This is a genomic window from Melaminivora alkalimesophila, from assembly GCF_000282995.1.
Taxonomy (GTDB): Bacteria; Pseudomonadota; Gammaproteobacteria; order Burkholderiales; family Burkholderiaceae_C; genus Melaminivora; species Melaminivora alkalimesophila.
Map to the genome: position 1 here is coordinate 1 of NZ_ALEE01000019.1, position 7837 is coordinate 7837.

Annotated in this window: 8 protein-coding genes and 1 pseudogene; 8 read left to right on the top strand and 1 reads right to left on the bottom strand. The window is 70.9% G+C overall.

What is annotated here, in order from left to right:
* Positions 1 to 372: 372 nt before the first annotated feature.
* Both fliS and A612_RS00085 read left to right on the top strand, forming a co-directional pair.
* Positions 373 to 777: a flagellar export chaperone FliS gene (fliS, locus tag A612_RS00080; protein ID WP_019372583.1), complete on the top strand. Its 405-nt coding sequence runs from the start codon at positions 373 to 375 to the stop codon at positions 775 to 777.
* Positions 778 to 803: 26 nt separating this feature from the next.
* Positions 804 to 1118, top strand: a complete 315-nt coding sequence (locus tag A612_RS00085; protein ID WP_040435219.1) for a flagellar protein FliT — start codon at positions 804 to 806, stop codon at positions 1116 to 1118.
* A 130-nt stretch (positions 1119 to 1248) separates the two neighbouring features.
* On the opposite strand, the gene fliE is transcribed toward A612_RS00085, so the two are convergent.
* Positions 1249 to 1566 carry a flagellar hook-basal body complex protein FliE gene (gene fliE / locus A612_RS00090; RefSeq protein ID WP_019372585.1) on the bottom strand — a complete coding sequence of 106 codons (318 nt, stop codon included), beginning with the start codon at positions 1564 to 1566 and terminating at the stop codon, positions 1249 to 1251.
* 213 nt (positions 1567 to 1779) lie between these two features.
* Between fliE and fliF the strand changes: the two genes are divergently transcribed.
* The 6 genes and pseudogenes from fliF to A612_RS00120 all read left to right on the top strand — a co-directional run.
* Positions 1780 to 3489 (top strand): flagellar basal-body MS-ring/collar protein FliF, encoded by a 1710-nt coding sequence (gene fliF / locus A612_RS00095; protein WP_019372586.1) that lies wholly within the window; start codon positions 1780 to 1782, stop codon positions 3487 to 3489.
* Positions 3490 to 3532: 43 nt separating this feature from the next.
* Positions 3533 to 4528 (top strand): flagellar motor switch protein FliG, encoded by a 996-nt coding sequence (fliG, locus tag A612_RS00100; protein WP_019372587.1) that lies wholly within the window; start codon positions 3533 to 3535, stop codon positions 4526 to 4528.
* A gap of 20 nt (positions 4529 to 4548) precedes the next feature.
* Positions 4549 to 5298, top strand: a complete 750-nt coding sequence (locus tag A612_RS00105; RefSeq protein ID WP_019372588.1) for a FliH/SctL family protein — start codon at positions 4549 to 4551, stop codon at positions 5296 to 5298.
* Positions 5288 to 6703, top strand: a complete 1416-nt coding sequence (fliI, locus tag A612_RS00110; protein WP_019372589.1) for a flagellar protein export ATPase FliI — start codon at positions 5288 to 5290, stop codon at positions 6701 to 6703. The genes A612_RS00105 and fliI overlap by 11 nt, the downstream gene beginning before the upstream one ends.
* Positions 6704 to 6734: 31 nt before the next feature.
* Positions 6735 to 7190: a flagellar export protein FliJ gene (fliJ, locus tag A612_RS00115; protein WP_019372590.1), complete on the top strand. Its 456-nt coding sequence runs from the start codon at positions 6735 to 6737 to the stop codon at positions 7188 to 7190.
* A gap of 2 nt (positions 7191 to 7192) precedes the next feature.
* Positions 7193 to 7837 (top strand): annotated as a pseudogene (locus A612_RS00120) (hypothetical protein); the annotation flags it as partial.

A 7837-nucleotide genomic window follows, 5' to 3' on the forward strand; every position in this document is an offset into this window, starting at 1 on the left:
AACGTTGGTGTTGATGGTCATGGCCATGATGAGCTCCTTGGCTGGGATGAGGGGGGCTGAACCGGTGCCAGCGGTGCCCTGTGCGCCTCTGGCGACGGGCCTTTGGAGCCCGTTGCATGTGTTATCGGGCGTTACAGAGATAACTTTAGGGCTCCCGTTGGCGGGAGGGGCGCGGCGAGAACGGCCGACATGCACCCCATTTGCTCCGTTTCTCCATGCGCTGTGCCGCGTCCTGGGCGGCAGAATATGCAGATGCTTTTCCTTGCTCGAACGCGCGCCTCCCTGGACGATTTTTCAGGTCCATGCACTCAACTTCTGCGGAATGTGGCCGATACATGCTGGGAGCATTGACGACAGATGGAAGGACCCAGCATGTACACCCCGCCCAGCGCCAGAGCCTCTGCTGCGTATCGACAGGTAGACCTGAACTCGCGGGTCTTGAGCGCTTCGCCCCATAGCCTGATCACCTTGCTGTTCGATGAATTGAGCAGGTGCCTGTCCAGCGCCTGCGTCGCCATCGAGCGCCGGGACGTGGCGACCAAGGCCCGTTACCTGGGGAAAGCCATCCGCTTGCTCGATGAGGGGCTGCTGGCCGGCCTCGACATGAACGCAGGCGGTGAGGTTGCCGCAAGCCTGCACCAACTCTATTCATATTGCCTGATGCGGTTGGCGCAGGCCCAGGCGCAAAATGATGCGTCGATCGTGCAGGAGATTCAGAACGTGCTGCAGCCCGTCATGGACGCCTGGAGCGAGATCGGAGGGCGGGCACACGCCTGAGGCAAGCTATGCAGGAAGCTACATCCATGACAGAGATGGCGGCGCCCAGCGCACTCATCGACTACTACAAGGCCATCGAGCAAAGCAGCGCCCGCATGCTCGAAGCCGCCAAGCTCAAGGACTGGGACGAGGTCGTGCGCTGCGAGGGCGCTTGCGCGGTGCTGATCGAGCAGCTGCGCTTCCAGGCGCGCGCTCAGGAACTCAGCCCCGAGGAGCGCAAGGAAAAGACGCGCATCATGCAGCGCATCCTGAAGAACGACGCGCAGATCCGCCATCTGGCCGAACCCTGGCTGGCGCAGTTCGAACACCTGTTCGAGGGCCAGCCGCAGGTGATGCACTGAATCGGGGCGAGGCGCGGGAGGGCCGCCCCCTTTTGCAGCGCCCAACGCAAAAAGCCGGCACCGCGAGGTGGCCGGCTTTTTGCATTCTGGCTTCCTGGCGCGGCGGGACCGCCCCGCGGAAGCGGGCGCCTCACACCTGCATGTTCATGATGTCCGTGTAGGCCTGCACCATCCGGTTGCGCACGTGCAGCGTCGCCTGGAAACCGATCTGGGCCTTCTGCATCGCCAGCATGGTCTCCTCCAGGCTCACGTCCGGATTCTCCAGCTGCACCTCGCGCTGCAAGCCGGCCGCCCGCTCCTGGGCGCTGCTGACGGATTTCAATGCGTCCTTGAAGGCCGCCGAGAAGCCGCCGCCCACTTCGCCGGCGCCGCCCTGCGGGGCAGTGGCTCGGCGGGCGAGTTGCGTGCCCGTGGCGGGCAGGGCGGTGCTGTTGATGCGCAGGTCCATGGCAAAACCCCGGAAATGGGCAAGGGGCAGGAGGTGGAAGGCTGCCGCAATGGTAGGGGCCGCCGCGCCCGGCAGATGCGGGAAATGATGGCCAATCGGCCGCCTTATCGGGCGAACGGCGCCGGGGCAGGACTTCCATAATCGCCGCAACGCCCCGTGATGCGCCTGCACCGGGCCTCCTGTCTTCCCACCCGATCCCAACGAACCGCCCCGATGCCCTCCGCCGTCGCCGAAGTGCCCGCCGTACCGAATCCCGCCGCCGCGCCGGCCTCGGCGCCGGGGCTGCTGGCGCGCCTGGGCGCCATGGAGCGGGCGCAGCAGCTGCGCTGGGGGGCGCTGGCGGCCCTGCTCTTGGTGCTCATCGCCGGCGCCTTCTTCTACAGCCGCCAGCCGGACTACCGGGTGCTCTTTGCCGGGCTCAACGACAAGGATGGCGGCGCGATCGTCGCGCAACTCGCGCAGATGGGCGTTCCCTACAAGTACAGCGAAGGCGGCGGCGCCATCCTGGTGCCGGCCGAGCGGGTGCACGACGCGCGCCTGCGGCTGGCGACGCAGGGCCTGCCCAAGGGCTCGGTGTCGGGCTTCGAGCTGATGGAAAACAGCCGCTTCGGCGTCACGCAGTTCCAGGAGCGCCTCAATTTCCAGCGCGGCCTGGAGGGCGAGCTGACGCGCTCCATCCAGGCGCTGTCGTCGGTGCAAAGCGCGCGCGTGCACCTGGCGCTGCCGAACCAGAATGGCTTTTTTCGCGAGCAGCAAAAGCCCTCGGCCTCGGTGCTGGTGAGCCTGTACCCGGGCCGCTTCCTGGACCGCGCGCAGCTCGCGGGCATCGTGCATTTGGTGGCCTCCAGCGTGCCAGAGCTCGCGCCGTCCGCCGTGAGCGTGCTCGACGACACGGGCAAGCTGCTGTCGGAGTCGCCCGACGGCGGCGCTGGCGGGGCGGTGGATGCGCAGCAGCTGGCCTACGTGCAGCAGATCGAGGCCCAATACACGCGCCGCATCATCGACCTGCTGGAGCCGGTGGTGGGGCGCCACAACGTGCGCGCCCAGGTGACGGCCGAGGTGGACTTCAGCCGCACCGATTCCACCGTGGAGCAGCACCGGCCCAACCTGTCGCCCGAGACCAGCGCCGTGCGCAGCCAGCAGGTGCTGGAAAGCGGGACCACCCCCGGCAGCCAGCTGCCCACGGGGGTGCCCGGCGCGGTGAGCAACCAGCCGCCGCAAGGGGCCGATGCGCCCATCAACGGGCCGGCGCAGCCGCTGGCCGCAGCGGGCGGCCCGGCGGGCGGCAACCCCGGCCGGCGCGAGTCCGTGACCAATTACGAGGTGGACAAGACCACCCAGGTCACGCGCGGCGGCGTCGGGACCATCAAGCGGGTGAACGCCGCCGTGGTCGTCAATTACGCGCCGGTGGGCGAGGGCGAGGGCAAGTCCGCCCAGCCGCGCGCCTTCTCGCCGGAACAAATCGAGCAGATGACGGCGCTGGTGCGCGAGACCATCGGCTTCAACAAGGAGCGCGGCGACTCGGTCAACCTGATGAACGCGCCCTTCCTGGTGGAGGAGGCGCCGCCGGCCGAGCTGCCGCTGTGGAAGCAGCCGGAGGTGCGCGAGCTGGTGACCACGCTCGCCTGGCCGCTGGGGATCTCGCTGGCGGCAGCGATCCTGATCCTCGGGCTGGCGCGCCCGGCGCTCAAGGCGCGCGCAGCCGGCCGCCGTGCCCGGGCCGCGGTCGCCGTGGCTGCCCTGCCCGGGACGCAGATCGATGCGATCGAATCGGAGGCGCTGGAGCGCCCGGCCCTGCCGGCACCGGCCGAGGAGCTGCAGCCCACGCCCGAGCAGGCACGCCTGGACAAGGCGCGCGCGCTGGCGCGCGAGAATCCCGTGGCGGTGGCCAGCATCCTCAAGACCTGGGTGAATGGCGAGTGAGCGCCGCAGCCCCTGCCGCGCAGCACAGGAGACCGGTGACACCATGGACGAAAAAGGCCTGAACGACGCAGCGATCATGCTGATGTCCCTGGGCGAGGAAGAGGCCGCCGAGGTCTTCAAGCACCTCTCGCCCAAGGAGGTGCAGAAGCTCGGCGAGACCATCGCCCGGATGCGCGCCGTCTCGCGCGAGAAGGTGGACGAGGTCATCGACCGCTTCACGCAGGACGCGGCGGCGCAGAGCCTGCTGGTGTCCGACACCAGCAACTACGTGCGCGCCGTGCTCAAGCGGGCGCTGGGCGACGACAAGGCGGCGCTGCTGATCGACCGCATCCTGCAGGGCGGCGACGTCTCCGGGATCGAGAGCCTCAAATGGATGGATCCGCTGTCGGTGGCCGAGCTGCTGCGCAACGAGCATCCGCAGATCGTCGCGGCGATCCTGGTGCACCTGGACCCGGAGCAGTCCTCGGCGATCCTGATGCACCTGACGGAGCGCCAGCGCAGCGAGATCATGCTGCGCATCGCCACCATCGAGGGCATCCAGCCGACCGCGCTCAAGGACCTGAACGAGGTGCTGTTCCGGGTGCTGGCCGGCGGCGACAAGATACGCAAGAGCTCGCTCGGGGGCGTGAAGACGGCCGCGGAGATCATCAACCTGATGCGCTCGGGCGCCGACACGACCGTGCTGGACGCGATCCGCAACCACGACCCCGACCTGGCGCAAAAGATCATGGACAAGATGTTCATCTTCGACGACATCGCCAAGCTGGACGGGCGCGCCATCCAGACGGTGCTGCGCGAGATCGCCTCGGAGACCCTGGTGGTGGCGCTCAAGGGCGCGCAGCCGGAGGTGCGCGAGAAGATCCTGGCCAACATGTCCACGCGCGCGGCCGAGGCCATGCGCGAAGACCTGGAGTCGCGCGGGCCGATGCGCCTGTCGGAAGTGGAGGCACAGCAGCACGAGATCCTCAAGACCGTGCGCCGGCTGGCGGACGAGGGCCAGATCGCGCTGGCGGGTGGCGGGGACGACGCCTTCGTGTGAGGCAGCACGGGAATCGATCGATGAGCCACAGCCCCAGCAACCGTTATTACACGCGCTTCATCCCGAGGGAGGAGGTGGGCGAGGTCACGCAGTGGCAGTTCGGCGCGGTGTCGCAGGAGGGAGCGGTGCTGGAGCCGCTGGACGCTCCGGTGCGCCCGGCCGAGCCCGCCGCGGCCGTGGAGCCCGATGTCCCGACCCTGCCGACCGCCGAGCACGAGGCGCTGCTCGCCCAGGCGCGCGCCGAGGCCTACGCGCAAGGCCTGGCAGAGGGACAGGAGCAGGCGGCGCTGCAATGGCAGCAGCGCCTGGACGACTACATCGCCGGCCAGGGCCGGGAGGGGGCGCAGCGGCTCGGCGCCCTGGCGCGTGCGCTGGAGGAGAGCTTCGGTGGATTGCAGCAGGCGATGGCGCAGGAAGTGCTGGAGCTGGCCTGCGACATCGCGCGCCAGGTGGTGCGGCGCGAGCTGGCGCTGCAGCGCGACGCCGTGCTGCCGGTGGTGCGCGAGGCGCTGTCCATGCTGGTGGGCGAGAGCCGTCCGGCGACGGTGCGCCTGAACCCGCAGGACTGGGGGCTGCTCGAGCAGCCGCTGCGCAGCGAATTCCCCGGCGCGCGCATCGAGTGGCTGCCGGACGCGGCCGTCGGGCCGGGCGAGTGCCTGGTCGAGTCGGCCGGGATGGTCATCGACGGCACGCTGGACAAGCGCTGGCGCCGCGCCATCGCGGCGCTGGGGCTGACCGGCGTGTGGCGCGAGGCAGGCCATGGCGATTGAGCCCGCGAGCGCCTGGAAGGATTTTGCCGCGCAGGCGCGCGCGCGGCTGTCGGGCGGCGTGCCGCTGGAGACGCGCGGCACGCTCACGCGCCTGACCGGGCTGGTGCTGGAGGCGGCGGGCATCCGCGCAAGCGTGGGCGCCCAGTGCCTGGTGCGCATGGGCGCGCAGGATGCGCCGGTGCTGGCCGAGGTGGTCGGCTTTGCCGGCGACAAGGCCTATCTGATGCCCGCGGGCGACACACAGGGGCTGTCCAGCGGCGCGCGCGTGACGCCGGCTGCGCCCTTCGTGCCGCCGCTGCGCCTGGGGGCCGAGCCGCAGGCCACAGACGCCGAGCGCGCCATGCAGGCGGGCGTGCTGCGCCTGCCCATGGGCGCGGGCCTGCTGGGCCGGGTGGTGGATTCGCAAGGGATCCCGCTCGACCATGGCGGCCCGCTGCAGCAGGTGCGCGCCGAGCCCCTGGACCGCAGCCCGATCAACGCGATGGAGCGCGACCCGGTGCGCACGCCGCTCGACACCGGCGTGCGCGCCATCAACGCGCTGCTCACCGTGGGGCGCGGCCAGCGCCTGGGGCTGTTTGCCGGCTCGGGCGTGGGCAAGTCGGTGCTGCTGGGCATGATGGCGCGCTACACGCAGGCCGACGTGATCGTGGTCGGCCTGATCGGCGAGCGCGGGCGCGAGGTCAAGGAGTTCGTCGAGGACATCCTGGGCGAGCAGGACCGCGGCCGCGCCGTGGTCGTCGCCGCGCCGGCCGACGCGCCGCCGCTCCTTCGCATGCAGGGCGCGGCCTACGCCACGGCGATTGCCGAGCATTTCCGCGACCAGGGCCGGCACGTACTGCTGCTCATGGACTCGCTCACCCGCTACGCCATGGCGCAGCGCGAGATCGCCCTGGCGATCGGCGAGCCGCCGGCCACCAAGGGCTACCCGCCGAGCTGCTTCGCCAAGCTGCCGGCGCTGGTGGAGAGGAGCGGCAACGGCCTGAACGGCGTGGGCTCGATCACCGCCTTCTACACTGTGCTGAGCGAGGGCGACGACCAGCAGGATCCGATCGCCGACGCGGCGCGCGCCATCCTGGATGGCCACATCGTGCTGTCGCGCGCACTCGCGGAAGGGGGCCACTATCCGGCCATCGACATCGAGCAATCGGCCTCGCGCGTGATGCACAACGTGGTGCCGCGCGAGCATTTCGAGCTGGCGCGCCGGTTCCGCGCCGTGTATTCGCGCTACCAAAAGAGTAGCGACCTGATCCAGGTCGGCGCCTACATGGCAGGCTCGGACCCGCAGATCGACGAGGCGATCCGGCTGCAGCCGGGCCTGGTGGCTTTCCTGCAGCAGGACATGTTCGAGGGCGCCTCCATGGACGAGAGCGTCGCCGGCATGGCGCAGGCGCTGCAGGCCGGATGACGGGCGCGGACAGGACGGGGTGGAGCGTGGCATGGACGCATCGCTGAGGGCCTTCACGGTGGCGGTCGAGCTGGCGGAGCGCCGCCGCGATGCCGCGCGCCAGACGCTCGCCAGCGTCCAGGGCGCGCGGCAGGCGGCGCAGGGGCAGCTGGACCAGCTGGAAGGCTACGCCCGGGAAATCCAGCAGCGCTGGGGGGCACACGAGGGGCGCGTGCTCGGCCCGGAGGTGATGAGCGCGTCCTACCAGTTCCTGGGCCGGCTGGAGCACGCTGCGGGGCTGCAGGTGCGGGTGGTGGCGAGCCAGGACGAGCGCGTGGCGGGCGCGCAGGCGGCGTTGCTGCAGGCGGAGCTGCGGCTGGCGAGCCTGCGCAAGGTGCTGGAGCGCCGGCAGGCGGAGTTGCAGCGCAGCCGCGCGCGCAGCGAGCAGAAACAGACTGACGAGCGCGCTTCCCTGCGGCTGCGCGCCACCTACGATGAGGAGCATTGACCATGCAGCATGGTCGGATCGAGACCACGGTCCCGCAGGGGATGGAGACCCGCGGCCCGCGCGGCGCGGGGCGGCGCGAGGCAGCCGAGGGCGCAGAGCAGGCGAGCGCTGGCGGCTTTGCCCTGCTGCTGTCCGCGCTGGGCGCGGCCGACGGGGCGTCCCGGGACATGCCCGAGGCCCCGCTGGTGGAAGCTGATCTGTCCGTCCTGGACGGATACGGCCTGGATGCGCCGGACGGCTTGCCGCTGCCAGCTCCCCTGGCCGACGCCGAGGAGGCGCTCACTCCGCCGGAAGACCAGTCCGGAGCTTCCTCGCTGGCCTGGTTGCTGGCCAGCCGTCCGGCTGGCGCGGAATCGGCGCAGGCCGCGCCGGCGGATGCCACCGACCCGGGCGCGGGCCTGCCCGGCCAAGGCGCGCGCTGGGCCCCGGGGGCTGCAGCGGCGACCCAGGTCGGCCTCGGCTTGGTGCGCCCGGGCGCGGAAACCCTGGTGGGTGAGACGGCCGCCCTGGATGGCCAGGGGGAAGTGCGCGGTGCCCGCAGCGCGCCAGCCGGGCTGCGCGCCGGTCGCGCGGCGCCGGCAGCGTCCGCGGCAGATCAGGCGACCGTTGCCTCGCGCCTGCACGCCGGCCACCGCCAGGCGCCGGCC